Genomic DNA, 25,768 nt, shown 5'->3' with positions numbered 1-25,768 from the left:
GATTCAACACAGCCCTCTGGTTTACAGGCCTTCATATCAGAGGGTAAATTATTCAGTAACTCCGGTATATCCATGACTACAATTTCTCAAGAAAATGCAGACACGAGTGCCGGGGAGTCGGATAACGGCGAATCCGCTGGTCCCATGGCCCGATTCTTCACCCGAGCCTTTGATGCCAGAGATAGGGCGATCAGACGCTTGATTCGGAACATGGATTACACTGAGGCCAGAGAGAGCTATGACGGCCAAGAGAGAACGGTACACGAAGCCGAAGATCGGCTTGTTTTCCACTTCCGAACTACCTTTAGTGAGTATATTTTCCGTCGGATTGGCCGGTTGCTGGTGATTGCCATCTTGCTCGGCAGTGCAGTTCATTGGCTTATCCGGCCGGTGCCGTTGCAAACGTACGGCATCCTACTCAATCTCCAGGGTTCTGTCATCATCGCTACGAATTCTTGGCATGGCCGGTATCTCATCGCACAGCGGACGGACAATAGCGAGCCTGGGAGCGACGAGATGGACATTCAGGCCGAGCGGACCATGCGGACGATGGCCGGGCTGACGGCCTTCCTCGCGGGCTTCACAGTCCAACTTTTTGTCGTCTCGACTGAGTTTGCTCTTCTCTTCACTGCCGTCATACTGCTTTCGGGTATTTTGAATTTGAAAGATTGGTTGTAACTATTCGGGCAATGCTGAGCTCATACCTGACTCCTGGTCGAGAAGGCCTTGCGTAGTTACGTCCGCCAACCTAACCCTCAATGGACATTCTCCAGATTCCACAGTACGAGCCCTGTTCCGGTGGATGCTGTCGTCGCCAAGCAGTTCAAGAAGCGAACCACTGTGACGATCCCACATTACGGTTTCGCCGACAGAGTCGCTTGTGGTCCATACCAAAGACGTTGAGACGAGAATAAGAGCCGTCTGAGGCGATCGAAGAGAAAGTTGGCGGGTGGGACTGCTTGAGACGTCAGGCCGTCTGACGCTGGCCTGAGACTCTCGGGGGGCAGTTGAGTGATGGGGCCAAACAGAAGGGACGCCCAACCGGTCGACATCTCTAGTTATTCTGTTATGTTTGAACTCGAGTGGACATCGAGATGATTTTCAGATATTTACAGACACCATTCCGCAAAGTCATCTTTTCCAATTGGATGGGGCAGCCCAATAGAATTAGGCGTGCGATCAACTCTAATACTAAATTCTGGAGGACTTTTAGATATTAACTCGACATAGCTTGCCCCAATATATATTGCAATATCTCGATGATTTATCTTTCCACTTAACTTTCCTTCATATATATCCTCTTCAGCGACAATAACGGGGTGCCAATTACCGAGCCGGTAAGTAATCAACTGTCGTAGGGCGCTTAATCTGGCATCCTTCGACGTTTCCGTTTTTATTTCGAATGCTATACCATTAAACTCATGTGGATATCCAAATAGCTTGATATCTGGTCGACGCCACCCACTGGAATGAGGACGGAATATTGCCGTTTCAGTCTCAATCAATGGTTCAGGGATACCCCCATGTTCAATCAGTTGGCGCTTCATTTCCTCTTTTATAGCATCATGTGACAAGTACATGTGAGTAAGACGACTATCCGGAGCGTATTAATTACCTATGGAACTACAAAAAATTAAAATTAAATTGGTCACTTGCATACGATCGTCTGATACCGATGATATTTATTAGCTCCTCCGTTCTCGCGTACTTTCCTTTTTGAATAAATAGAGGGACTTGAGCTCGAGTCAATTCTCTTGGATTTACTGAGTCTATTATTCCCCCAAGGAATACATGAGTGTAACCGAGTAATTCATTATTGGCGAACTATTACATATAGACGCCGACTGCCCGGCTTCGCGGACTGTCGCATGGATAATAATTTACCGGGCAATGGATCTCCAGATCCAGATTCGAGAGACACTTCTCAGAGTGATCAAGACAGTTCGTGTTTTGACTCAGAGGACATCGAAACTGACGAATCAGATTACGTAGGGTCATCAGTCGAAAACGAGCATGCCGAGCTGGATCAGTGGGAAGATCGTCCTGTTACTCACGATAAATATGGGTCTGCGGAACCACTCGAGGGAGAAACATCTGACTGTTATTCCCTATACGAACCGATCGCACCGGATGCTGATGTGGTCGACAAAGACAGATATCTTGCCGAAGATGGATCACCACTCACTCACTTCAAGGCTGTCGGATCATATATCGAGCTACGTCATGGGGAGAGTACAACAGCAAGCAGACACGGATGGAACAAGGGACGACAACATCACGCGAAACACCAGTATATGCGAGGAATGGCTATCGATCGGCAGTTGCTTGATTCGTATGGCAACCCGACGACTGCTCTGTTGTCGCTTCGTATATCTCCGATTCCTGATGGCCGACTTATGATGCTCACTACTCTCGGAGAGGCCGTTGACAAGACGATCAGACAACTACGCTATCGCATTCAGGACGCACCGGATGCACCGTTTGACCCCGATGAATGGGAATATATTGGTGTATACGCTGGAACTGATGAGCGAGCGACTCCGCACTTCCACCTACTGGTCTATATCGATGGCGACGTCTCTGAAAGTCTGTTCAATCCTGTGGTGGACACCTTCGTTAGTTCGTGCGAATACGCACCTGACGACGGAAGAGGAAATCGGCCCGACGAAGGAGCGGTCGAAATCCGCGGAAACGGTGATGAATCGATCCCGTATGCCGATCGGGAAACACTACTGAGCGAAAAGAGCTATACAGGGCAAAATAGCCAAGGTGCCGTCTATATCCTTACCCAACTACCCCATCTACGTGACGTAGACAAGATGGCACGTGACGAACTACTCCACTCAGCCACAACCGACGCATGGGGTGGGCACCCATTCAGGTCTTCGGTACCAAAGTCTGATATCGACGAGAAATATTTACCTAGTGACCCTATGTAATCTGATTTTATATCCAACGAGACTGTTCATATAGAATGACTACTTGTTATGCAATTCAATTTGATTTGATTCACCAGTAAACTGTACTGTCTTTGTACCTGGCATACAAAGTAGTACTACTTGATCAAATTCAAGTAACGGTATTAATTCTACTGAGAGTAAACAGTACTCAATAATACTGTATCTTGGTGAGAATTACCCAATATTATAAATTTTGCCTCAAACCGCCACCACCAGTTTCGGTGTAGATGTCTCTAGCAAGCCAACAGAAGAGTTTCTTTTATAAAATGATGAATACCTTTTGAAGATTACTGAATCAGGCTAATGGACCGCTCATTGCTTCTACTAAACGGAAATATATGGGCGTCTCAGTCTCCCGAAGTTTTGGGTTATTGTAAATTTTATAATAGGAGAGGGCAGTGATCCGTTAGCAAACCCTCACCCGAAGATAGACTCTGTCAATTCTACTTCTTTGATTATTACATCAGCAGCGTATTCTATGTCTTCCTTGGTAAGGTCTTTTCCGAGACCGAAACGAACTGCCCCTTTGATCCGATCTTCATCATCCGAGATCTGTTCTAGTACATGTGAGGTATCTTCACCGCTTGCACAGGCTGAGCCAAGAGCAGCCATTACACCATGTTCCGTCAAAGACATACGTACCAATTCTTTAACATTCACGTTCGGAAAACTCACGTTTAGATTGTTGGGAAGTCGTTCCTCAGGATGACCGTTCAAGATTATGTTATCGAGCTCGTTGGAGAGACGGTTCCACAGTTGATCGCGAAGATGTTCAACGTGTTTAACACGATTTTCGCGGTTTTCCACGGCCAACTCGAGTGCTTTCCCTAGTCCAACGATCCCAGGAACGTTCGGTGTTCCTGAGCGCTTCCCGCTTTCGTGGCCACCGCCAAGCTGGAGTGGCTCAATCTTATTCTTGATTTTAAGATCTGTATAGAGAGCGCCAATCCCCTTGGGACCATAGATTTTGTGCCCAGATATTGACATTAGATCAATTCCCATCTCGTTTATATTGATGTCAACCGCACCGATAGCCTGTACAGCATCCGTGTGGAACCACACATCTTCATAGTCGTCGACAACAGAACCGATCTCTTTAATCGGATTGATCGTTCCGATTTCGTTGTTTGCAGCCATGATTGAGACTAGGAATGTTTCGTCTCGAATCGCATCACGTACTGCCATCGGATCCACCTGTCCGTACTCATCGACGGACAAATACGTCACATCGAACCCCTTCTCTTCCAGATACTTACACGGCTCAATAACTGCCTCGTGCTCTATCTTGGAAGTGATGATGTGTGATCCTGCGTCGTTTTTTTGTGCATGTTCGGCTAACCCCCTGACCGCAAGGTTGTTGGATTCAGTCGCACCGCTGGTAAAGATAATCGATTTAGCAACGGGCTCGCCCCCAGTCCGGGCACCGATTCCTTCGGCAACCTGTTCGCGGACCTGTTCGATACGTTTGCTAGCGGTATGTCCAATCGAGTGGTTAGCTTTGCTGGCCGGGTTTCCGTAGTGTTTGGTAAAGTATGGCTGCATCGCTTCTACAACCCGTTTGTCCACCGGCGTTGTCGCGTGATGATCGAGGTAGACTTCTCGACCGGAATCTGTAGTCATGATTCCGTCGCAGACACCTCTCTATCCTTTATTTCGCCTGGAACCAAGTCATAGAGGTCGGTTAGGTTGCTTATTCGCCCGGACAGTGTTTCGATTCCGCGGTTGAGATGGGCAAGAAAGTAATCTTCCAACTCAGTTTCTGGGTTATACCCCTCGTTCAACATTCGCTTCTTGACAAGTGCAATGTACATTGCATCGTGCTCTCCCAGAAGCGTATACCGGTTGAACTCCTTTCCTTCTTTATCATACTCTTCCATACTGGGTGGCCTATCCTCACCAAGTGAGTATGTCAGACCGATCCGGGCAATATAGTTTGGTGTCATACCAGTTGCTTTCCCCAGATTCCGAAGTTTGTAACTGACACTTTCATCGATCTGGACGCGGTTGAGGTCTTTACTCATTGTTGAATGGAAGACGTTTTTGGGAGTTTTTCTCTATCTCGGATATTTCTGTCTCATCGTCGTAGTCGGACCAGAAGTATCCTGGTTTGATTTCTGTCTGACCACTATAATCGCCGTGTCGAAGGTGATATTCGTGAGCAATATCGTCGCTAATACGATCGTAATACTCTTCGGTGATTTCGGTATCCGTCGAGAACAGAAGGACCTGATGTGATGCAGCCGGGAAGAACCGTTCGACTAGATTGCTTCGATGCTCATTGTCAAGACGTCCCAATGGTGTATCAATAATGAAGGGGAGTGGCCGATCGGAGATCTCAGCAAGTGCCCAGAGCATCGCCGTTGCGAATATCTGCCGTTCACCAGCAGATAACTCCGACTGGTCTTTCCGGTTACCGTTTACCGTCTCAATCTCGACTGTAAGCTCATCAGGGTCTACGATGATGTTGTCGTAGAGTTCGTTCTTATTAGTGAGCTGTAGGTACCGCTCAGTTAGAACTGATTCAAGTCGTCGGAGTTTCTTCCGGACTAGTGCTTCTTGATAATCTTGTACTGCTTTTCGAGTGCGTCCTGCGAGCTCCGCACGTTCGGAGACATCTTCTAAGTTCTCGAGTTGATCTTCTCTTTTCTGGAGATCACTCTCGAGCTGACCAATCTTTGTTTCAAGCGTTTCAAGCCGATCAACATGCTGCTCAATCTTGTTCTGCAGCTTCCCTTGTTCTTGATTCAGATCGTTAATGTCCTTCAGGATCGGTGAGATCACGGACTGTTCAGGAGCACGCTGTAACTGTTGAACCGTATCCTGTCTCTCCCGGTTTAGCTGTTCAAGCCTTCCAGTCAACTTTTGAAGTTCTTCTGGAACATCATTCAGAGCATCGTCAACAACTCTGTGCATTTGCTCTTGCTGACGGTCGGAGAAATCTTTTGAGAGCCGAGGTTCAGAGTCGTCTTCAGGCTCAAATCGCTGTGCAAGTTCGAGTTGCAATTTTTGGACCACATCAGTTCTCTGTTCGTCTGGAATATCGAAGTCGGTCCATAGTTCTTCTTCGGTCGACAGGGAATCAAGCTCGTTTACGACTCGTGCTTTTGCTGCAGCCTCTGTTTCGGCCTTCTGTTCATTTTTGAGCTGGTCAACAACTTCTTGGCAAAGTTCCGGAACGAGCGCGAATGGGTAGGCGTTGCGTCCGACTTCCCGAATTTGTTCTTCGAGGTCATCGATTTTCTCGTCCAGGTCCTTCCGCCGTTGTTTCAACGAGTCACGTTCTTTTGCGAATGCACCCCCCTCTTGTGCTAATTCGGTTTCTTTCTTTTCGATACGTTCTGTGATCTCGTCCATCTCGCGACGCTGCCGGTCTATTTTCGCCTCGAGTTGCTCGTACTCTGCTTCAAGATCGGCTTTTTCGTGTCGGAGAGACTCGATTTCCTCTGCGAGATCTTCGTGACCACTTTCGTCGAGTTTGCTGGAGAGATATATCGAGAGGTCAGCATCAAGACGTTCTACGAGATCTAAACCAAGAAGGGAGAGAAGTGCTTCCTCAAAGTCGTCGCCTTCCTCAATCGCACTCGCTAACTGTTGTACCTTCTCACCATCGAAAAAGAAGAGCTGTGAGATTCCGGGGGGAATAAGCTCTTTTAGGAAGTCCTCCCAGTTGTCTTCACGAAGATCGGTGAGCTTGCTCCCATTTCGCATAATACTAAGCGATTCTTCGAGAGACTTACCACGGTTTCGCCAGCTCCGTTCTACAACGTACTCTTCGGTGTCGCCGAGATTTCCGTACTCGAATGCAAGCTTGATAGATGCCTTGTCCGCTTTTTCACCATTTGACGAATGAAGTTTTGATCTGACCCGGTTATGATACTCCTGTCGACTAATGCGATCCTCAAACGCACTTCGACCATGGAGACAGATCTGAATTGCGTTAAATAGTGTCGTCTTCCCAGCACCGTTCATCCCACCAAACAATACGATTGGCTCGTCGTTAGTCGTGCTGAGAGCCAGCTCATTTGTCCCATTGTACGGCCCGTAATCAGTAATAACCAAGCGATTGAGCTTCATCTATCGAGTTGACCCATCATCTCTTCATATTCGATATCGTACTGCCAGTTCTCAGGATCCTCACTCTCATATTCATCAGTGATCTCTTCAATAGAGCGCCAGTCCTCCCGGAAGATCTTATCTATTTTGTTATAGATCGCAGCACGACGTTTCATTCCATGGTGTTGCAGTTCTGTATCGAGGAGTCGTTTCACAAGTTTCTCGGGAACATCATACTGTGCGCAGACCTCTTCTAACACTTCTGCCTCTTCAGTGCTGAACGAACCGAGGTCATCATGAACCCAGTCGAGATCATCATCCATGACATCGTTATAGATTTTCGGCACAGAGTCTTCCCAATCAGCCTCCTCGGTGCGCCAGAGTCGCCGGATCTCTTTTAGCTCTTCATCCCGGATAAGATCAAGATACTCTTCATTATCCTCTCGAAGCTCATTAACCTCTTTTTCTGTTTCGAGCAATTTCCGGAGGAGGTCTTTTCGGAACTCGTGCTTGTATGCCCGGGGAATAATGCCGTCTCCTCCATTGGTCTTGGCTTTCACACGGCCATGTTGGCGCCCTTTTGGCTCTCTGTACTTGGATTTCTGTTCCGGTACCTGTGTGGATTTTAGAAAGTTACGGAACTCGAGAAGCGGTTGCATCCAGACGTCGCCTCCATCAACCATATTCTCCATCGCTTTGTCGTCTTCAACGACAGTACAGGTCCAACAGCCAAAACGGCTGTTACCACAGGATGGTGTGCTGGTATCGATCACCATCGGGCACTCATCGTCGGCTTCGTTATAGAGTGTTGCTAGCTCATCGTGATCTTTCCCCCATGGGCATGGATCGTTCATCAGGTACTTCCACACGTCTTGGGTTAGCCAGTCCTCGATCGGGGTATAGACGAACGCGTTTGCGAACTTCGAGTGGCGAGCAAGATTTGTTCCCTCAATACTGTGAAGGTTCATCACCTGCTCTCTGGTGGCGCTTTCCGATTTCCGGGCACCCAGGATGACGACGACTTCACCATGTTCAGAAACTTTGTCCATGATGAAGTTGTCTGCGGGATCAATCTTCAGTCGCTCAGTACACCAGCGGAAGGTCTGGTTCGGTGCTGGATATCCGCGACCAATGAGGTTGACCCAGAAAGAATCATCTACATCTGGATAGACCTTCTGAGCTGAGAAAGGTACATCCTCTTTTTCAGCGTACTCGTTAATCTTCTGCAATGAGGTAGTTATATGGTTTACAATCTTGGGTGTTTCAACGAGAGTGTCGCTGGAAATGACATATATTGGTTTGGTTTGTTTGTCTTCGGGAAGTTCATTAATCGCCTTCCAGATCAGTTGTACGGTTGTTGTCGAGTCTTTTCCCCCGCTGTAACCGATGACCCAAGGCCGATTATCTGCTAGATATGTTTCTCGAATTTCTTGGTAGATGTCGTCTAAGGATCGGTACTCCCACACAGAAGTTTTGTGGGGGTCCGATTGCTCGTTCTCATCACTGCTCGATCGAGTTCCCATTATTATAAGCCAATTTGCCCTTCCCCTATAAGATTGTGAAACCGAGGCGAAAGTGAAGATTAGTTGACCGAGTGTCGTGACGCGCCTCGTCTATAACATACTTCTCAGTTATAGAGTTCTAATGGGTATGATCCTGGTAGAAGATATCTTTCACCAAGTATTTATTGGACAGCATGAGGGATTGTCCATTGGAAATTAATGGTTTCGGATGATACAACCCCGTCGTCGTTAGCAGATCTTTCTCTTAAGCGAAGCTATCGTACGGGAGGTGAGCTATTAGATCGGTTTTATATCCCCTGTCTATCAGTAGCTCACAAGTATGATCGTGCAGCTGGTTTTTTCGACAGCAAGTCACTTGCTATAGCGGGTAAGGGTATTGCCGGTCTCATTGAGAATGAGGGTCAGATGCGTTTACTGACTAGCCCTCGTTTCAGCAATGATGACTTAGAGATCCTCAAAGAGTACACCAAGAGTGTTGACAATACAGAGGTGTTTGAAGACGCTTTGAAAAGAGGAATCGAAGGAGAGGATGTAGATCAGTATCTCCAGACGGATCGGTTCAAATGTATGGCTTGGATGCTTGAACAAGGCTATCTTGACATCAAAGTTGCATATATGCCAGAAGATGAACAGAAAAACCCATACCGGTTATATCATGAGAAGATCGGGGTAATCGAAGACCATGACTGTAACCGGATAGCTTTTGCTGGATCAATTAATGAAACTAAGTCTGGCTGGACAGATAACTACGAATCGTTTGAGGTATTCCGTTCGTGGATCGGTCGTGAAGACAAACGGATTCAGGACAAACAGGATGCTTTTGACCGACTGTGGAACAACGAGGATCCTGAAGTAGAGGTCTATAACCTACCTGAGGCCGTAGAAAAGAGTGTTACTGCCCGAAGCCCGGACACTATCGATGGTTTGCCAGCAATCAACCTCTTTCTCACCGAAGAAGGACGGGACACCTATACAGATAATGATCAAAAAGATCTCTGGCCCCACCAGGAAGATGCGATCAACTGGTGGAAAAATCATGATTACAGTGGCATCTTCGCTATGGCAACCGGTACAGGAAAAACTTACACAGCTCTCCGAGCAGCCCGATTACAGGCAGATACCCGGCTCACAGTGATCGTGGTTCCAACTAAGGTATTAGTTGACCAGTGGTTAGACGAACTGCCGGATGTGTTCGGTCCCGATATATCGGTTCTCGAGTGTACCGGTCGAGAGGATTGGCGTAGTCAAATACTGAGCATCGTTGATCCGTACCGTATCGGTGATTTGAACGAAATCGCTGAAGAGAACCGAACAGTCCTCATTACGACCCCACACACTGCATCGAGCGATGCCTTCCGTCGTGCTGTTGATCACATCCCATCAAAACGTCTACAGATAATAATTGATGAGGTCCACGGAATAGGTTCATCTCAGTTCCGCAAAACCTTAGAGATCGAAGCTGGACGTCGGCTTGGATTATCAGCAACACCAAACAGGCAGTGGGACGAGGAAGGTACCCAAGCGATCTACAATTACTTCGGCAACCATGAACCGTTTCGATTTAGCACACAAAACGCCATCGAGAATGGATATCTGGCAGAGTACGAATACCATCCGCTGTTGTGTGAATTAACGACAGAGGAGTTTGACGAATATCTCGAGTATTCTAACCAACTTGGAAGTATCGAGGCACAACTCAAATCCTCTGAATCACCACCAAAACATCTCTATAACCAGCGTGAACAACTTCTCAGACAGCGTGCCCAAATTAAAAAGAGTGCTATCCGAAAGCCCAGCCGGTTTGGTGCGTTTCTCGATACCGACCATCCAACACCTGCTATCGTCTTCTGTGAAGATAATAGCCAGATAGACGAACTAGAACAGGAGCTACAACATCGAAACAAGAGTTACGGCGTATACGTCTCGGATCGAGCAGATGAGCAGGCTTCCGCATTTCACAAGTTCGAGACAGGAGCTATTGACTATCTATTAGCAATCAAGTGTTTGGATGAGGGAGTTGATGTCCCTGACTGTCCGACAGCGGTCATTATCTCTAGTTCTACAAACACACGTGAATTCATTCAGAGAAGGGGAAGGGTGCTAAGAACATCAGATAGTAAAGACCATGCTGTGATATACGATATGCTGGTTCTCCCTGGGATCAATGCCCAGCCTGATGATGAAACTGCCCTGAAACTTGTCAAACAGGAGCTTCGTCGGGCAAAATTACTCATGGACGCTGCTAGAAACGGTGAAAAAGCAGAAGTACAGCTCGCAAAAGAACTCGCAAATTATGGAGAACAGTTCAAAACACTAATTTATACAACTGAGCCACCAGACCCATTTGAGAATGGTCTGCCAGAATCTTCTTCAAGCTAAGACGAGACAATGGAGCTCAGTATGGAACGGAAATAACAGCCGGTATATGTGACAAAAGTTTAGAAGGGGTCAGGACAATTAGTCGTGATATGGAATACAACGATGAGGTGGATGGTGGGGAGATCAATCGCTTAATTGAAAAATATGCACAGAAGCACGATGTGCCTGCTGATTTACTGGCTGAGATCTACGAAGCGGAAAGCCAAGTTGTGGGAATGGACCGCCGCTCATCGATTCACAAGGACGTGCAAAAAGCGATCGAATCTCACGTGAGCGAAGACTAATATGAAAATTACACGAATAAGACTTGAGAACTTCATGCCGTTCTATGGGACGGTTGAAGTCGAACCGTATACCGAAGAGGAAAAGCCATTGGTGTTGGTAAAAGGGGAAAACGACACTGGGAAGACATCCTTCCATACTGCAATCAAATATTGTTTACATGGAGTTGACGAACGTTCACAGCGAGACCAATTTATCAACCGGAAAGCTGCAACCGATGGAGATGGGGTTTCAAAAGTAGAAATATCGTTTGTTGATGATAGTGGGGACGTATACACCATCGAACGTGGTGTCGAATTTAGTCAGGTAGCAAACGAAGATGATCGGTCAGCTGACCAATTCTTTATTCGAGTATCAGATGCTGATGGGAATACAGTTGTAGGGAATGACGACCGACGGGACAATTATAGTCGATTCATCAACCAATTCATTCCGGAGAACGTCGCTGATTTCTTTTTCTTTGACGCTGAGCAACTTGAAAAATTTGAGGAGGCAAATGATAAACAGGTTCGAGATGCCATCGAGACTGTCCTAGGAATCAAAGAGATTGAAAATGCGGTCAGCGATCTGAAGAAGCGAGAAAAGAACTATGAACGTGAATACGCAAAAATAGAGTCTACGGTCGCCGAAGTCGAAGAACTCCAGTCTGACCTAACGGAGATACTCGATAAAAAGGAAGAACTGGAGGGCCCGAACGGGGACGGCGGTAAAATACAAGAGACAAAGGATAAGATCAGTACAAAACGCCAGAAGCTTCAAGACATTCAGTCGGAACTAGAGACGATCGAGGAAGGAGATGACAAGCGCAAGGATCTTGAAAAAGTTACCGAGAATTTACAGACTGTTAATAAAGATCTCGATGATAAACTCACCGAAAGGAACACACTTCGCCGGCGGGCCGGACCATTAATGGCAGCAGTCTGTGCCGGGACTATTCAGCAACTCTACGATGTGGAAGGAACAACCGATGAAGCGGATGTGATCAATGACGTTCTAGGACGAGACCACTGTATCTGTGGAGAACCACTTGACGGTGATTCAGATCACCGCGAGCATTTACTTGACCGATATAAGGAACTTCAGTCCTCAGAACGACGAAAGATTGCGGGGCTGTTGGACCAAGCAAGTGAGGGGCTTAATCTCGGTGTTCGAAAGGAACTTGACAGGTATCAACGTCTTCAGAAGGATATCCGCCAAGCTAGAACTCGTAAGAGCGATCTTAAAGACCGCAAAGAAACTCTTGAACAGGAACTTGAGACAATCGAGCGTAAGCACCTCTCAGATTACAAAGATCAAGAAGAGGAACTTGAAGCGGAAATCGAGGAATTAGAAAGTGAAGTCGAGAGCTATCAAAAACGGGTTGGCGAACTCAATAATAAACGAGATTCCTTGCGGAAACGGATTTCGTCACAAAAAGAGGCATCTGAGGAAGAAGAACGCTATCAGAAACTGATCGAACTTACCGGGCGTTGCCGTGATGCTATGTCTGACATCCGTGGCGAGTTGGTCGATAACCGGCGTCAAACGGTTGAAGAACATGCTTCTGAAACATTCCTGAAACTCACGAACCGGCCGAACTACTACCGGGGACTCAGAATCACAGAGAATTACGAACTTCGCGTTCTTACAGAAGAATCGTCCCGTTCAATTGCCGAACAGCGACCTAGTGAGGGTCAAAAGCAGATAATTGCGTATGCGTTCATTGCCGGTCTAAGCAAATACGCTACCCGAAATGCCCCAGTAGTGGTCGATACACCGATCGGTCGTTTGGATCCGACACACAAGAATAACCTCCTCGGTTACTATCATAACTTCAGTGACCAGGTGATGATTCTCTATCAACCAAACGAACTTGAAGGAAGTGACATAGACCATATTGCCAAGCGGACCTCTAAACACTACGAGATCAATCATCGAGATGGTGATCAGGAATCCTCTCAGATCGATGAGGTAGAACTATCGGCTAAAATGATCACGGGGGATGACTAATGGCTCGAACACTCAAAACTGCTCGACAGGATATCTACAAACGTTTGGTTGAAGATGGCGATGAGGATAATACTATCTTCAAATATAACTATGAACTGTTCAGTCTCGGTGTGATCTACGGATACTTCCATGGAGAACAGAAGACGGTTAATGCAGAAGAACGAAGCCAGGATTTCATAAAGCTATCCGACATTACTCCAGAAGAACACCGTCAGACTATCGAATTGGTCTACCAAATGGTGAAAGTCGAAAGTGAAAAAACTGATGAATCTGAGATTTGGAAAGAAGTGTTAGACTACGCTGATCAAGGTGTCGAACTGATAGATGAGGGTATCAGTACTCAAGGTGACTTTGATCTTGTGGGCATCGTTCAAGGTGCCAACGCTGAGGATTGGGAATCTCGATTAATTGACTCACTTGGTGACCCAGGTGAACTTGAAGGCGTCCGTCCAAAATAGGTAATTCACCGAGACGTCGGTGTAATCAATGCTGTAGGAAGATGTCTATGACACCCTCGGTCCTCCTATTAATCATCGAAAGCCAAACCAGCGAGCTCGTCAGCCCGCTCGATTCGGTTTCCGGGCTCTTCTGACCGATGTTCCAGCTCAAACTGGTCGAACTCTTCGATGAGTGCGGTGACTTCCCGAAAGTAGGGCTTGATACCCGGGGTGTTTACGTTGTACTCTCCTTCGATCTGTTTGATCATGAACTCGCTGTCAGATAGGAGCCGAACCGAGCAACTAGTTGGGTCATAGTTCGAGAGAACCCAGTTGAGTGCCTCGATAGCTGCTTGATACTCGGCACGATTGCTCGTCCACTCAGGATCTTGCCCTAACAGCTCACTGTGCTCTTGGACACACTCGTTATTCTCCTCAACTATGTAGCCGAGAGCGCCTCGACGATCTTCTTGATTCTGATTATTTTTCGATGCTCCATCAGTTACAACCACAAGATCAGTTGTTCGGTCAGTCTTCCGTTTTGGGTTGTCTTGCTCTGCTTTTTGACCCATGATGATAGAATAGACCTCGAGACATATATCAGATTTGTAAATTCAATATTGCAATAATATAGTGCTTCATGTGCATATAGTTCGGGTTGACTGTGGTGGTGTTTGACACACTCGGGAATAGCTAATTGTATACATTCAACGGTACTGGGCGCTCCCTGGCCAGAACGAGGCCGGTCGCTCGCTGCGCTGTGCTCCCTACGGTCCGGGCTTTCCCTCGCGTTTCGCTTCGCTCACGCTGCGGGTTCCGGGCTACCGTCCATCTGGCACTCGCGCCCACCGCAACCGCAGAAAGGAGAGGTGCTATAGGGGGTGGGCCTGATCGACCCCGATATCATTGAGAGAGGTTTGTGACGGAAATAAGAGCCGTCTAAGGCGGTTGAGGACTAAGTCGGCAGGTTGGTCCGCTCGAGACAGCAGGCCGTCTTACACCGGCCTGAGGCTCTTGAGAGACGGCCGAGTGGTGGGTCCAGACGGAAGAGGACGTCCAGTCGGCCGACCCTCTTGGGAGATCAGAATCTGTCCGAGCTCAATTAGAGATCGAGGTGAAAATTGATCGGGTTCCGCAACTTCGGCCCTCTTCCAGGTGACTGTTCTCTAATTCTGGGACTAGAATTCACCGCCTCGTTTTTTTAAAGAGAGTTGAAATTCGTATGGAGCAGGTCGGGGGTGAAAACTCGCGAAAATCACCAACCACGGAACCCAACGCCGGGGTAATTACCTGCATGGTTCGCATTTATTAGTCGCTTGGACTACAGATGTAATAGTGAGATAACAGGACACCAATCTCGCGGAGATTCGTCCGTAGATCGCCTCTTCGCTGTCGCAATGTCTGACAACTCGAAATCGACTATCACCGTGCCAGCTAACAAACTGGAAGAAATTCACCGCGTACATGGGAAGTATCAGAAGTTACCGGCTAAAACAGCACTCCATGTGACTATTTCCGATGCGCTAGATTTGCTATCTGAGACGTCTGCCAATGAAAACTGAACAAACCCGATATTTGAAAACAGATTCATGGTAATTACAAAATACTAGATAGAATATTAGCGAAAAGTACAGACACAAAATCCTGGGCCACGGTACTGCAGTGCTCTTCTCAGGACCCCACTGGTACAGACTGCAGACTGATCAAATACCGCGCGTCGATTATTATCCGATCGTGGCCAGCCGTTTGTCGCAATGATTCGAAAATTTACTGATAAGAGAGGCTACACTACCTACGTTGATACAGAGAGCGATACGCTGGTCCGTGAACACCAACTCGTAGCCCTTGTTGAAAACGACTCTCGCGACGTCTTTTGTGAAGATACGGAGATACACCATTTGTTTTCAACTCCGGAAAGTTTGGGAATTAAACTGGATCTTCCCAGTACTGTTCGTGTAGTAGAAACGTCAAAACACCGAAGGTTACACGCCAGCGACGGTCACACATCGGTCCCGATCGAATCAGTACTCGATTCGAGTGACAAGACGCCGAAAGGATTGGTTGGGTTATGATCAATGTCTGAGTCTGAGATGGATACCGTCGGAGTCGATACTGCCGTTGCCTCCCCAGGCACATCCGTATATCCAAGTAAGATCTCATTCGCCTCAGAGTCGCTCGCAGATGGGCTCCCAGATCGGTACCTTTCCGATGATGGCTGTCCCGTATCTTGGGAGACAGCTTTGGAGAGGTATCAGAACCACCGCATAGGTGAGGAAGCAAGTTCGGACGCAAATGGATACACGGGCGGGCTTCGGCAGAGGGCTAAGTCGAAAATGGCCACGATCTACAAAGCCGACAGAACGTTCCGCGCGGAATTTGACAACCCTCGAGTCGGACTGGCCACTATTTTTGGGAAATATAGTCCTGTAGACCCCAATTATGGACCGATACTGGATTATGAGCAGGTTCTTGCGGAGGCAATAGATGGGGCAGCTCAAACGATTAAATACCGACTTCGACAGAAGCGAAGCTCAGAGTATGCGCTAATCGAGGCAGGGACTGGGACGAACGGTGTGCCACACTGGCACTTAATCGTCTGGGCAGACAAGACTGATGCTAACGGACTCCGGACGGATTTAGAAGCGATAGTCTGTCGGGCACAGGAGAAACTCCCATCAAACCTTCGGGAATTTGATCCAGATATAAACGAGCTACCGTCTGGTGCAGTCCGTGTTGATGACTCACCGAACACAGATCTCAAGGTATTTCCGGCTGATAAAAATAGAGAGCCTGCAAATCCAATTGCAAGATACGTGGGTAACCAACTGCCCCATGTCGGCAGCGCTGATCCAGAGGTGAATGTGCACGATGGCATGACTAAAGCAGAACTCCAGTTTGGAGCGATCGCAGACGCATCATCAAGACGTGGGTATCGATCAAGCGCCGGAGTCTCTAGGTTTTGAAACGGTAGGTATCGTGGCCCAGAGGCTACTACGAGCTCGACTGCTAGTTATGCCAGAGTATACCACCGGATCTGTGGAACCACCAGCTGATAATAGGTCTCAGCACTCGTGTTGAATAGGCAGCGAGTGTCGGTTATGAGCCAATCGTGGTCGCACAAGGATTCGGAGTGATAGACGCCCGGCGTAAGTCTATCAGAGTTGAATCTGTGGTAGGAATGGCACTAATCCGAGCAAGTACGTTCCCTTACCTGTCTCTCACTCATCATGAAGGCGGTTGAGGGTGTTCAACGCCTTTTGAGTCTCTTCTCTGGTCGTATCTGACTTCGTTGCCCATTTGAAGACACGACGTGTCTTTGATCTATCAATGTCGCCGTCCGTGTCTACGAACTCGGTCAGGTATAGCCCGATCATCGCATCGGCAAGCACTTTCGCGACAATCTCGTGCTCAGTACCGATGTGAATCCACCCTGTCTCGTGGGTTCGAGTGTTTCGAACCTCCCAGATTTCGTTGGCAACCCGTTCGAAAATCGGATCGTAATCCCCGTCTGTAACCAACTCTAACGCGAATAGGGCGCGCTCAACTGTCACTTCCTTCTGTCCCTGACCGGCCAGCGACAATTCCTCGATGACTCGCCAGAAATTGATGAACGAGCGTCGATGGTCAGTTTCTGTGAGTCCCTGCTGATAGTCGACCAAGACGTCATGGAGCAACGGTTCGTGACCAACCCGGAGGTTCTCAAAAGGCAGATGGGTATCAAAGCGATCAATGAGCGATGAGTAGTCGAGAGGAACCTCAGGGTGTCCGCCACGATGATACACGTTTGCTCCCCAGTGAGGGGTGTAGGGGCGTTCGTCGACGTATTCATCAACGTAGAACACCCCAAACGGGCGCTGGATCGCCGTCCATCGGCCACCACCCCTCGTATCTCCCGACATTCGTCCCAACCGATTAGCCCTCGTCTGGGATTTCATAAAGTACGCTGAGTGATTCAATTGTGCCGAGAGAATTTTGAGCGCATTCTTGAACCGAAGCATCGCCCACCGCGGAGTTCGACTTGAGATCGTCGTCTTCCACACGTCGTAATTCCCTTTTTCGATTTCTTTGAGGATGTATCCACCACCGCTCACGTCCGGTCCACGTGCAATTTCCTCGAGACGGGGACGCCATTCGGACTGGTCGGCGGATTCAAACGTATGTCCGTACATCTCGAACGCCGACGGATCGTCACCCCAACAGATATGCCAGGGGAACCAGATGGTGAACTCACGAGACGACGTCTCTCCCCAGCTCCGTTTGAGAACATCCATTTTGGCCGAGAACACCTCGACAAGTCCGTCATCTTCTACCGTCTTTTGTACGGGCAGGTCTGGTGGCACCTGGTTCGATTTATCCGAGTTTTCGCTCGTCTTTCTCCCAGTGAACTCTTCAAGTACCAATGGATCGTTCGCCAAATCCATCAGTGCAGTCATCACCGATTGCTGGAGATCGTTGACAGTAACCTGCATCGAGTCGTAGTTGAAGTAATCGACGATGAGGCGCTGCATCGCATAATTGTATTTCAGATCTTTGAGTGAATCGCGCTTGAGGGTGGAAAAATCGTGGGAATCGTCTTCGTCGCTCCCGGTTTCACTCTCCATCATACGAATTGGGAGTGAATTTGCGACGAGCATCTCTACCAGAGCTCCCTTCTTCTCTTCGTCCATTGCTCCCATTCACGACTGTACCATCTTCAGGGCTGTGTCATTTAGCAGGATAATGAATCGAATTGGATACTCGTGTCGCTAGGAAAGTGATCGCACTCGTTGTAGATCCAGTCCTGTTCAAAATGAACCTCGATGTTATTAGTCGTGAAGTGTGGGATCCGTTCGAATTTAACCAACACAGTAGACTACGATTGTGATTGTTGGTTAAATCAATTAATCGGCGCAAAACGACCTCACTTGAGGCTGACGTTGACGCTGTCATAGCCAATCGGGTATCCAGTCGGCGCGGACAAACTCGTACTAGAAAAATATGCTGAGTTGGAAGCAACCACTTCTCGTACCGTAGAAACGTAACACGGAACGAGTAGTCTATTATTCAGTTGAAGAGCGTGTCATAGAAAGCGTCACGTACGAAGCAGCAGGGTGCGGAAAGTGTGTCCAGCACCAGCGCAACCCTGCAAGACGTAGCTTCGGTAGACGACTTCTTGAATGTCGCGGCTACCGAGACAGTACCGCTGTTCAAGCACCTTGAGTTCGAGTTTCTACTGGAGTACGACGTGTTCGCCCCCGCTTCGAGGGGGCGAACACGAGTTCACCAGCCACCAGACCTCTTTCGCGGCTTTCTGCACTGCTACTACAAGGATATCTACGGCACACGACCGGTTGCACGAGAACTCCAGCACGGCCTCGCTTGGTATTACTGCGGACTTGAGAAACCGCCATCGAGAGACACGATTGATCGGTTTCTCACCGACCTCGAACACGTCATCGACGACGTCTTCGACAGGCTCGTCGAGCAGGCCGCCGCCCGCGGCCTGCTCGACTCGACGTACTCCATCGATTCGACCCACGTCGAAGCGATCCAGTACAACGACGCTGCCTCATGGAACTACGATCCAACAGCCGAAGAGTACTACTACGGCTTCGGTTGTACGATCGTCTCAACCGGCACAAAGATCCCGATCGCGGCGGAGTTCACCCAGGCCAAACAAGCAGACCAAGAGACGGCGATGCGCGTCACCCGTGACGCGCTCGCCGTCGATACACCGATCTGGATGCTTGGAGACAGTGCCTACGACATCCTCGATTGGCACGACCACCTGCTGGCCGCGGGAGTCGTACCAATCGCACCATATAATCCGCGAAACACTGACGACCCGAAAAACATCGAGTACAGGGTCGAAGACCGAATCGAGGAACACAGCGAGGACGTTCAGCTGAAACAATCCATTCTGGACGAGACGTACAACAACCGGACAGGAGTCGAACGAACCAACGATGCAGTCAAGGACTGCGGCCTCGGGCACGTTTGCGCCCGAGGCCGCGTCCACGCACGAACAGAAGTGTTCGTTGCGCTGTGTCTTCGGATCGTCATTGCAATCACCAACTACGAGCGAGGACACGGTCCGGGACGTGAGATGCTCAAGCTATGAGTTGGATTCTATGACACGCTCCAGTTGAAATCAACGGATGGTTTTCGAACTACTATAGTCTGCTGCGGAGCTGTTCAACCCTCCTGGGAACCCATCCTTCTGCGGTTTCGACGATCGTTTTCTTTCGGCAAGAAAGAAAACGTGAGTCAAGACTCGGAAATATTCGATAGAATATTTCTTCGAGTCGTTTGCTGTGCGGAGCCGTACAATTTTAGAAGAACGACGCCCACTACAACACAATACGTGTTCGTTCAGGACAGCTGCAAACTCGTCCAGATGGATTTCACGACCCTCACGTACCACACCGTCCATCGATCAACAGTACGCTGATCCTCATAATCAAATGAGCCGAACCCTCGGTCGAGTGCTACTGTCTCCAGTATTTTGGGAAAATTCCCTACTCCGGTTGTGTCCGTAGCTCTGACACCCAGTGGATGAGAGAGCTTTTGGCGTTGGTGACTTACTGCGGCATTCCGACGGGACGGAAGAGGCGTAATGGCTTCCGGGTGAGAAATTCGTATGCGACTATACGTATGCGCTCTACCAGCTTAAACGTTATGCTGACAATGACAGAACAGCCCGTTGATAGATGATAAGCACACTACGTCTCCATCAAAACCATCTGAGATATAAATTGTTTGATTGTTTATATAGGATTGGAGAAGTGATTCAATCTAATACCGAGATCGTAGTCTTGATCGTCCTCTCTGGCTCGACGAGAGTAGAGGAGAAGATCTTCGACAGAGCGATTGAGTTCCGAACGCAAAGGTCGAACTCAGCGTTGACTCCAAGAGAACTATTGTCTGGGTCGCTCGAGAAGACACGAGGTCTGTCACACACTCGTCGCGAAGATCCCACTGAAGTTTCTATCGGGTCCAGATTACGTCCAGCAAGTCGTGCTGAATACAGGGCGCGAATGCAGCACAAGCTTCGGCTCAATCTACGAAAGTGGCGATCGGTCAGTAGATTCCCTGTACTGACTACGACGTGGATTCAATAATACGAGTTCAATATATGGTCTGACCTACTATACGTCCATTAGAAAAATGCATATTCTTTATTTAATAGATCTGATGAGTTTATAGTTATATCATATCCATATTCTTCAGTTATTGATTCTACATTATTTATAAATTCCTCTGAGGAAGTTGGGGAGATAATCACTTCCTCAATCATCTTCTCAACATCAACTGGAACAGGGATGCCTTCTGGTTGTATTTCTTTAATTTCTCCAGACATGCTGCCTGGGAGATCACTACTATGATAGTGAGTGAGCAGCCTAAATTCCTTCTCAAATTCAAAAGCGTTCCGTTTATAAAACAATGGGGCTATTGGGTTTTCAGTTTCAATTTTGAAGGTATCGTAATTACGATAATCTACCTCCCCAAATATCAATTCATCAGGAGCATTTATAGATTCTTCAATTTTCGAAGGTGTAGATTTAATTGCTAATGCATTACCTTCATCAGAATAAAGTCGCCACATAGCATCTGATTCGTGCTCTTCACTATACCAACAATTCAAATATGTCACAAAACGGTATATATAACGAAACGCAGAACGATCCTTTTTCACAAATGATGAATATTTGTCGCGTCGTTCTTCAATATTTTTCCGAGGAAGAGATCCTTCAAATGGATCATCAAATTGGTCGGGACGTGAAAACCAAAGGCATTGTTGATCTAATATCGATGTGTAGTGTTCTAAACATCGATACCTCCAAACATCCTTATCAATAGCTGGTGATTTTGGTTTCCAATTATTGAAAGAGAAAGTGCGGTCATCACTATCACCACTGACTGTCACCTCGTTCAATGACATAAATTCGCCATCGGTAGGATCACTCATACACAGGTATACTCTCCGATCAAATATTAAAGTACATCCAGTTTGCCCTATTATGGTTCCTATCTCTATTGAATATGGGATTTGTGAGAGAATGTACTGAGAGGAATGTATAGCAACCAGATGATCTCGGACATGCCGACTCGCTAAGTATGTACGTTCTCTTTCAGATAGTTCTGAATTAGTAGTGCGAAATAAAACGGGTGCTGTGCTGAACTCATTCTCTGTATTCAGCAGCCAGCTCCTGTCATCTGTTGAGAGTTTCAACAACGTCGTCGCAACTACTGACCGTCACTAGTTGGTACCAAGTCGTGATGGCGAAATGAGATTGGAAGCTCCTTGTTGGATTCTATATCTCGAAGAATGTACGAGTACGCATCTATGGTTCGACCAGTTTCTGCATCAAGATCGTCTTTGAGTACTTTGACAATCTCACAGACTTTCCCATGATATCTTGAATCTGAATCGTCAGAACCGATATAGATTCGGACCCGATCACCGATTGAGTAAGAATCACTCGACGGTTGCGGAATATCTTCCATTATTGGTTTTGTGTCTGCCTGCTGCATGACTCCAACGCTATATTCATAGACGTACTTGCCGTGGTGGTCGGATCCGAGAATTGCGGTAGTCCCGCACAGAATCACCATGATCGATCCTTGATCGGTGGTAAGATCCTAGATTGCTGGCGGTCTTTGGCCGATATGTGGTCATCGTGACCAGTATGAATCTGCCACAGCACGAGAAGTACGACTTGGTGAAGATGTAGCTCAGTTAAGGCGAAGTGACAGCACTTCTCAAGGCGACCGACGGAACATAGCAGCGGATCGTAATTGCACTCAGAGCTCGCAGCAGGATCTGATCGCACGAAGCAGTTGATTTCGTTCCCGAAGACATCGTCGACACTGACGTCGGAACAATGTCGGGGGTATGGTACGGGAAGAGAGGCGAGTTCAGAAGGTCGCCTGTGACACGTGATCTGGCGACGGATACCATGACACACCAGCCAGTTTGTCAGTTGTCGAGATGTTAAGTATGAGCTATATGTTCAAGCGTCAGACCCTCGCTTGCTGCAACTTTGCTAGTAAGTTCGATCGCTCGTTTTTGACGATCACGATCGCCATAACAGTCCCATCTTATTCCGAAAGTTAATATAAAAATGATACTACTGATATCCTAATGTCTGAGTGTGAAGCTGTATTTCAGCCTGATAAGTGGCGTCATGAACGGGGAACTATACCAATTACCGAAGATAGAGTTCCATGTCCTAAGGATTCTTTAGATAATAGTGATTACTGTAAATACCATTCTGAGCCAGAATACCATGAGCAGACAGAAGAAGAAGTCTTTCTTGATCTGCTGAGTGAAGATAAGGACATATTCGCACCGAAATTCAAGAGTATAGACCTCAATGATAGGGAAATTGGAGAGAGGTCAATTCATACTTCTAAACTCATACATCCAATTATCAATGACAAATTGAGTATTTGTAACTGTGATTTTGTCAATGACTTCACTATCGAAAGTGGAACTATTGGCCACGTCAACATAATTGACGTTAACACCTCTATTGAATTATCATTCAGTAATTGCACTATAGAAGGAGGATTCCATTTCACAGGATCAAACTGGTCAGAAGAAATTAAAATTTTAAATACAGATGTTTGGGGAGATAGTTATTTGAAGGGGGTCTATGATGAAGAGGTTGATTTTTCAGGATCGCGGTTTGGTGGCTTGATTAATATTAATGAATCGGAATTCAGGAGCAATCTGATTTTTAAGGACTGTGAATTTTGGACATCTATTATTCTTAATGATGTTTCAGTAGATGAAGAACTTAGAATGGATTGTATTCTAACCGATTTTCTAATCCATATATCTGACTGCAATATATCAAACATCCATGTATTTAACGAGGGTAATTCAGATAGATTAGTCAGGATTCTTCGTTCGGAACTGAAAAAAGGCAGGCTTTTACAACAAGAGAAGGCCAAAACGCTATATGACCTATCTCAATCCACATTAGGGGATGTCCGATTTGAATTTACTAGTAATAATGTTTCTGATTTTTATTTTAATGATACAAATTATTCAGATTTCGATTTTACGCAGATGCACAATCAACTCAGGAATGCAGATTGGCAACTTCATAATTTCTCCATAGATAATAAGACTGTGAATTCATATATAAAAGAAAAAATATCAGGGCCAGAAGCAGGTAAAGCACATAGTCTGTATGATCACACTTTCGAAATGAGAAATAACGTAGAAACATATATTAAGGCAAAAGAGAGAGCCTCCAGACAAGGCGATAGTCAATCGGCATCACAGTTTCTAATAAATGAGATGAGGGCTAAAAGAAAGAAAAGAGCTCATCATCTCTCAACATCTACATTAAGAACTAGAGAGAAATGGCGTTTGAAGCTTTCTCAATGGAAGAATAAATTTTTGGACATAACATGTGGATATGGTGAACAACCGTGGAAAGCAGCAGCATGGGCTGCTGGTATTCCATTGATTTCTGGATTTATTCTGTACCCTCTTTTAGGAGGAGTTCATGAGACGGAATCAGGTCGTCAGCTTACCTTCGATATCAATGGATCGCTTGATCCAAGTATAATAATCGATGTAGTCGGAGCAAACCTATATTTTAGCATTTTAACATTCTCTACAATTGGATCAAGTTCTTACTCTCCGGCAACGTTTTGGTCGGCATTACTCATGGCATTTGAGTCCCTATTAGGTCCATTCTTTGTTGCATTATTTGTATTCACGCTAGGCAAACAAGTGACACGCTAAATTCGGGATTTGAAAATCTCACCATGATATTTCTCTCCCATATCTTCGTAGCAAGTGTGGTGATACGAGTTAATGCCGTCACGGGTTGATTGTATCTTTCCGCCACTCTGTCTCGCCACAGAGGTACCTAATGAGGTCACGGAAACATTCGTGTTCGATACGGAACGCGTTGCAGACCAGTGTCAACTTCAATCCGAGAGAACAGAATAACTCAAGTTGGAGTGGGTAATCTTCGATCAGAGAGTTCAGTTGAGATCTTATTAGAGGAGTTACGCTAGTCAATGAGGACTAGGATATCGATCAACTTTCCACAATCCGCACAACCAGGGAATGATTATCGTATTTCTTAACAAGTCTGATACTTCACCGTCTCCCATGCTGATACAGTGGAATGCTAACAACCAACGGAACGAAATCGTCACGTGAAATAAATTAACGGTAGATGCCAGACGTGGTCAGGTGCCGTTCACTTAGCGAACGAAATAGAACGAGAACAACGTCGGCACGGACCTTGACCCCATGACGTATCTGGTTAGCGTGACTCTGATTGAGAACGAAGAAAAGCAGCCCGGGCGCGATTTCATTCTATCTCATTGATGGACGAGTCACTCCCAAGACTACTACGTAATCTGAACTCAGCCTAGCGCATGATCGTCCGCTTTTGGGGATCCCCGATTGTCGTCGCCTACTTGTCAAATATAGCAGTGGGACACATCCTTAGGCGGTTCGGGCGATCGATCGGCTGATGCAAGACAGCCGATCGTGAGTCTACAATAGATGTTTGATTCGCAGAATACCGACTACATCTCTAAATAATTCATTTTTAGTAAATTAGATGGGGAAACTTTGTGGCATTAGTTCTGCCGATAATTTAGGTCTCTTGGGTAGTATCCCGCACGCGGTTGTCGCCCCCGATAGAATGAAGTAGTACGCAAATATATGCAATACTGTCCGCTCAGATAACAGTCCGAGTGGTAGCCGGATTCACTGTCCCCCTCAGTACCGACTTAGGGTGGTGAAACCGGACGCTTTCAGGCGATTTGTAAACGAGTGAAATTGTAGTGGACTCGCCGGAGTGGGAGACACAAAACCACTTTGTACAAACTTTTGTTATAGTCAAATGATAAGAGTCACCGTTGACCAAAGAGATGAATGCTAGCAATCAACAGAATGAAGTCTGCGCGCGAGAACTAAACTGTAGATGCCAGACGCCGTCGAGTGCCGTTCACTAAGTGACTCAAATAAAATGGGGATAACGTCGGCGCGAAGCCGATCGCCCCGCTGTCTGCTGGGTAGCGCGACTCAAAGTCGTGAAGGAAGAAAGCGGGCCGGGCGCGATTTGAACACGCGACCGTCTGATTAAGAGTCAGACGCTCTGCCGGACTGAGCTACCGGCCCTGT

At 47.1% G+C, this 25,768-nt stretch carries 17 protein-coding genes and 1 tRNA gene; 9 read left to right on the top strand and 9 right to left on the bottom strand.

Annotated features, from left to right (window positions below):
• The first annotated feature begins 210 nt into the window (after positions 1 to 210).
• Entirely contained in the window at positions 211 to 678 is a 468-nt protein-coding gene (locus DV706_RS13210) for a hypothetical protein (protein ID WP_205849534.1), read from the top strand.
• 431 nt (positions 679 to 1,109) lie between these two features.
• Here the strand turns inward: DV706_RS13210 and DV706_RS13205 are convergent, their stop codons facing one another.
• Entirely contained in the window at positions 1,110 to 1,547 is a 438-nt protein-coding gene (locus tag DV706_RS13205; protein ID WP_136350883.1) for a hypothetical protein, read from the bottom strand.
• A 321-nt stretch (positions 1,548 to 1,868) separates the two neighbouring features.
• On the opposite strand from DV706_RS13205, the gene DV706_RS13200 reads away from it, so the two are divergent.
• On the top strand, positions 1,869 to 2,939 hold the full coding sequence (locus DV706_RS13200) for a hypothetical protein (protein ID WP_136350882.1): 1,071 nt from the start codon (positions 1,869 to 1,871) through the stop codon (positions 2,937 to 2,939).
• 438 nt (positions 2,940 to 3,377) lie between these two features.
• On the opposite strand, the gene DV706_RS13195 is transcribed toward DV706_RS13200, so the two are convergent.
• From DV706_RS13195 to dndC, 4 genes are read right to left on the bottom strand one after another with little or no spacing between them, the layout of a single operon-like run.
• Positions 3,378 to 4,580 (bottom strand): cysteine desulfurase family protein, encoded by a 1,203-nt coding sequence (locus DV706_RS13195; protein WP_006065546.1) that lies wholly within the window; start codon positions 4,578 to 4,580, stop codon positions 3,378 to 3,380.
• Positions 4,577 to 4,981, bottom strand: a complete 405-nt coding sequence (dndE, locus tag DV706_RS13190; protein WP_006065545.1) for a DNA sulfur modification protein DndE — start codon at positions 4,979 to 4,981, stop codon at positions 4,577 to 4,579. The genes DV706_RS13195 and dndE overlap by 4 nt, the downstream gene beginning before the upstream one ends.
• Positions 4,974 to 7,034 (bottom strand): DNA sulfur modification protein DndD, encoded by a 2,061-nt coding sequence (gene dndD, locus DV706_RS13185; protein WP_006065544.1) that lies wholly within the window; start codon positions 7,032 to 7,034, stop codon positions 4,974 to 4,976. Before dndD ends, dndE begins: the two co-directional genes overlap by 8 nt.
• Positions 7,031 to 8,536, bottom strand: a complete 1,506-nt coding sequence (gene dndC, locus DV706_RS13180; RefSeq protein WP_136350881.1) for a DNA phosphorothioation system sulfurtransferase DndC — start codon at positions 8,534 to 8,536, stop codon at positions 7,031 to 7,033. The genes dndD and dndC overlap by 4 nt, the downstream gene beginning before the upstream one ends.
• A gap of 198 nt (positions 8,537 to 8,734) precedes the next feature.
• On the opposite strand from dndC, the gene DV706_RS13175 reads away from it, so the two are divergent.
• From DV706_RS13175 to DV706_RS13160, 4 genes are all read left to right on the top strand, one after another.
• Positions 8,735 to 10,915: a DEAD/DEAH box helicase family protein gene (locus DV706_RS13175; RefSeq protein WP_083902015.1), complete on the top strand. Its 2,181-nt coding sequence runs from the start codon at positions 8,735 to 8,737 to the stop codon at positions 10,913 to 10,915.
• A gap of 89 nt (positions 10,916 to 11,004) precedes the next feature.
• A complete protein-coding gene (locus DV706_RS13170) occupies positions 11,005 to 11,199 on the top strand; it encodes a DNA modification system-associated small protein (RefSeq protein WP_006065541.1) in 195 nt (64 codons plus the stop codon).
• A 1-nt stretch (position 11,200) separates the two neighbouring features.
• Positions 11,201 to 13,186, top strand: coding sequence for an AAA family ATPase (locus DV706_RS13165; protein WP_049889715.1), 1,986 nt, complete (start codon positions 11,201 to 11,203; stop codon positions 13,184 to 13,186).
• The gene (locus DV706_RS13160; RefSeq protein ID WP_006065539.1) at positions 13,186 to 13,644 is read left to right on the top strand and encodes a hypothetical protein; all 459 of its coding nucleotides are present in this window, start codon (positions 13,186 to 13,188) and stop codon (positions 13,642 to 13,644) included. Before DV706_RS13165 ends, DV706_RS13160 begins: the two co-directional genes overlap by 1 nt.
• A gap of 68 nt (positions 13,645 to 13,712) precedes the next feature.
• Here the strand turns inward: DV706_RS13160 and DV706_RS13155 are convergent, their stop codons facing one another.
• The gene (locus DV706_RS13155) at positions 13,713 to 14,195 is read right to left on the bottom strand and encodes a ribonuclease HI family protein (RefSeq protein WP_006065538.1); all 483 of its coding nucleotides are present in this window, start codon (positions 14,193 to 14,195) and stop codon (positions 13,713 to 13,715) included.
• Between the two features lie 1,503 nt (positions 14,196 to 15,698).
• Here DV706_RS13155 and DV706_RS13150 point away from each other — a divergent pair.
• Positions 15,699 to 16,586 carry a hypothetical protein gene (locus DV706_RS13150; protein WP_136350880.1) on the top strand — a complete coding sequence of 296 codons (888 nt, stop codon included), beginning with the start codon at positions 15,699 to 15,701 and terminating at the stop codon, positions 16,584 to 16,586.
• A gap of 255 nt (positions 16,587 to 16,841) precedes the next feature.
• Here DV706_RS13150 and DV706_RS13145 read toward each other — a convergent pair whose 3' ends face one another.
• Positions 16,842 to 18,290 carry a hypothetical protein gene (locus tag DV706_RS13145; protein ID WP_006065537.1) on the bottom strand — a complete coding sequence of 483 codons (1,449 nt, stop codon included), beginning with the start codon at positions 18,288 to 18,290 and terminating at the stop codon, positions 16,842 to 16,844.
• Between the two features lie 434 nt (positions 18,291 to 18,724).
• Between DV706_RS13145 and DV706_RS13140 the strand changes: the two genes are divergently transcribed.
• Entirely contained in the window at positions 18,725 to 19,723 is a 999-nt protein-coding gene (locus DV706_RS13140) for a transposase (RefSeq protein WP_006065536.1), read from the top strand.
• A gap of 1,038 nt (positions 19,724 to 20,761) precedes the next feature.
• Here the strand turns inward: DV706_RS13140 and DV706_RS13135 are convergent.
• The gene (locus DV706_RS13135; protein WP_136350879.1) at positions 20,762 to 21,571 is read right to left on the bottom strand and encodes a hypothetical protein; all 810 of its coding nucleotides are present in this window, start codon (positions 21,569 to 21,571) and stop codon (positions 20,762 to 20,764) included.
• Between the two features lie 1,176 nt (positions 21,572 to 22,747).
• Here DV706_RS13135 and DV706_RS13125 point away from each other — a divergent pair.
• Positions 22,748 to 24,367 (top strand): potassium channel family protein, encoded by a 1,620-nt coding sequence (locus DV706_RS13125; RefSeq protein WP_083902014.1) that lies wholly within the window; start codon positions 22,748 to 22,750, stop codon positions 24,365 to 24,367.
• A gap of 1,324 nt (positions 24,368 to 25,691) precedes the next feature.
• Here the strand turns inward: DV706_RS13125 and DV706_RS13120 are convergent.
• A tRNA-Lys gene (locus tag DV706_RS13120) sits at positions 25,692 to 25,765 on the bottom strand.
• Positions 25,766 to 25,768: the final 3 nt, after the last annotated feature.

Origin of the sequence: Natronorubrum bangense (assembly GCF_004799645.1) — an archaeon.
Taxonomy (GTDB): domain Archaea; phylum Halobacteriota; class Halobacteria; order Halobacteriales; family Natrialbaceae; genus Natronorubrum; species Natronorubrum bangense.
Note: the sequence above shows the minus strand (reverse complement) of the source record. Positions and strands in the feature narration are given on the sequence as shown.

Excerpts from the sequence above, each read along its gene's own strand:
- dndE (WP_006065545.1), bottom strand. The coding sequence starts at position 4,981 with ATGAGTAAAGACCTCAACCGCGTCCAGATCGATGAAAGTGTCAGTTAC.
- DV706_RS13155 (WP_006065538.1), bottom strand. The coding sequence starts at position 14,195 with ATGGGTCAAAAAGCAGAGCAAGACAACCCAAAACGGAAGACTGACCGA.
- DV706_RS13150 (WP_136350880.1), top strand. The coding sequence starts at position 15,699 with ATGTCTGAGTCTGAGATGGATACCGTCGGAGTCGATACTGCCGTTGCC.
- DV706_RS13145 (WP_006065537.1), bottom strand. The coding sequence starts at position 18,290 with ATGGACGAAGAGAAGAAGGGAGCTCTGGTAGAGATGCTCGTCGCAAAT.
- DV706_RS13175 (WP_083902015.1), top strand. The coding sequence starts at position 8,735 with ATGGTTTCGGATGATACAACCCCGTCGTCGTTAGCAGATCTTTCTCTT.
- DV706_RS13160 (WP_006065539.1), top strand. The coding sequence starts at position 13,186 with ATGGCTCGAACACTCAAAACTGCTCGACAGGATATCTACAAACGTTTG.
- DV706_RS13135 (WP_136350879.1), bottom strand. The coding sequence starts at position 21,571 with ATGAGTGATCCTACCGATGGCGAATTTATGTCATTGAACGAGGTGACA.
- dndC (WP_136350881.1), bottom strand. The coding sequence starts at position 8,536 with ATGGGAACTCGATCGAGCAGTGATGAGAACGAGCAATCGGACCCCCAC.
- DV706_RS13205 (WP_136350883.1), bottom strand. The coding sequence starts at position 1,547 with ATGAAGCGCCAACTGATTGAACATGGGGGTATCCCTGAACCATTGATT.
- DV706_RS13200 (WP_136350882.1), top strand. The coding sequence starts at position 1,869 with ATGGATAATAATTTACCGGGCAATGGATCTCCAGATCCAGATTCGAGA.
- DV706_RS13210 (WP_205849534.1), top strand. The coding sequence starts at position 211 with ATGGATTACACTGAGGCCAGAGAGAGCTATGACGGCCAAGAGAGAACG.
- DV706_RS13165 (WP_049889715.1), top strand. The coding sequence starts at position 11,201 with ATGAAAATTACACGAATAAGACTTGAGAACTTCATGCCGTTCTATGGG.
- dndD (WP_006065544.1), bottom strand. The coding sequence starts at position 7,034 with ATGAAGCTCAATCGCTTGGTTATTACTGATTACGGGCCGTACAATGGG.
- DV706_RS13195 (WP_006065546.1), bottom strand. The coding sequence starts at position 4,580 with ATGACTACAGATTCCGGTCGAGAAGTCTACCTCGATCATCACGCGACA.
- DV706_RS13125 (WP_083902014.1), top strand. The coding sequence starts at position 22,748 with ATGTCTGAGTGTGAAGCTGTATTTCAGCCTGATAAGTGGCGTCATGAA.
- DV706_RS13170 (WP_006065541.1), top strand. The coding sequence starts at position 11,005 with ATGGAATACAACGATGAGGTGGATGGTGGGGAGATCAATCGCTTAATT.